Annotated in this window: 1 protein-coding gene; it reads left to right on the plus strand. The window is 59.9% G+C overall.

Annotation, left to right across the window (positions count from 1 at the left end; translation table 11 throughout):
- Window positions 1-23 precede the first annotated feature (23 nt).
- Window positions 24-1,600: inverse autotransporter beta domain-containing protein (locus PSF16_RS16925; protein ID WP_272689756.1), on the plus strand; the 1,577-nt coding region annotated here is incomplete at its 3' end.

Below are 1,600 nucleotides of genomic sequence, written 5' to 3' on the forward strand. Positions count from 1 at the left end.
CGGCGGATAGGGAGGTGGCCACCATGGCAACACGCCCTTATACCCTGGCTCCTGGCGAGACCGTCGATATGGTTGCGGCGCATTATAATATGACGCCAGATGCACTGCGCAAGCTCAATCAGTTCCGCAGTTTTGCTCATGGCTGGACGCAACTGCGCCCTGGCGACGAACTGGACGTGCCTTTGGCACCCTTGCCGAAGGTTGTCTGGGAGGGCGGCGCGAAGAGCGCGCCAGCGTCGGGGGATGCTCAGGCCCTGCGCGCCGCCGAGTTGGCCTCGCGAGTCGGTGGTTTTTTGGGAAGCAACCCGAACGGTGAGGCCGCCTCGTCTTTGGCACGCGGAATGGCCACCAGTGCGGTCGGGGGGGAGATCCAGCAATGGCTGAACCAGTTCGGTACTGCCCGGGTGCGGTTGGATGCGGACAAGCATTTTTCTCTCAAGAATTCGCAGCTTGACTTGTTGGTTCCGTTGCGTGAGCAAAAGGACGCGCTGGTATTTACCCAGGGGAGTGTACACCGCACTGATGAACGGAACCAGGTCAACCTGGGGCTGGGGTATCGTTGGTTTGCCGACGACTGGATGCTGGGGGGAAATACGTTCCTCGACCACGATATCTCCCATTCCCATACCCGCATGGGGGTGGGGATGGAGTATTGGCGTGATTACCTGAAGCTGAGCGCCAACGGTTACATGCGTCTGAGTGGCTGGAAGGACTCGCCGGATTTGACGGATTATGAGGAGCGGCCTGCGAACGGCTGGGACGTTCGGGCACAGGCCTGGCTGCCGACGATGCCGCAGTTGGGCGGTAAGCTGACTTACGAGCAGTATTACGGTAACGAAGTAGGTTTGTTCGGTAAAGACAAGCGGCAGCGTGACCCACATGCCATTACGGCAGGGGTGAACTACACCCCGGTGCCGTTGCTGACGTTCAATGCTGAGTACCGCCAGGGGCAATCCGGTCAGAACGACGCGCGTCTGGGTGTGGAGATGCGCTACCAGTTTGGGGTGCCGTGGCATCAACAGATCGATCCGGGAGCGGTTTCTGCGCTGCGCAGTCTGGCGGGTAGCCGCCACGATTTGGTTGAGCGCAACAACAATCTCGTACTGGAGTATCGCATGAAGGAGGTGATAGACCTCCTCACCGCCGAGACGGTGACCGGTCATGCGGGGGAGAAAAAGTCTCTCGGCGTCTTGGTCAACAGCAAATACGGGCTTGCCCGCATCGATTGGGTTGCCCCGGCCTTGTTTATGGCCGGCGGGAAAATCGTGCACGACGGTGCTGAAAGGTACAGCGTGGTTCTGCCTGCGTACCAGACGGCGCCTGGTGCAGTAAATACCTATACGGTCAGCGGCGTGGCGATAGATACGCACGATAACACCTCGAACCGCAGTGAGACGCAGGTGACGGTGCTGGCGCCGGTTATCAGCGAGAGCCAGAGTAGCTTTATGCCGGCCCGCAGCACGTTACTGGCGGATGGTAAAAGCACACAGGTGCTGACGCTGACACTGAAGGATGCGGCGGGCAACGCGGTGGACGTGCCCGAATCAGAAGTGGCCGTTGGAACGGGAGAGGGAGCGCTGAAGAGCGCCCATATTTCTGC

Origin of the sequence: Providencia sp. PROV033, from assembly GCF_028484855.1 — a bacterium.
GTDB classification, from domain to species: domain Bacteria; phylum Pseudomonadota; class Gammaproteobacteria; order Enterobacterales; family Enterobacteriaceae; genus Providencia; species Providencia alcalifaciens.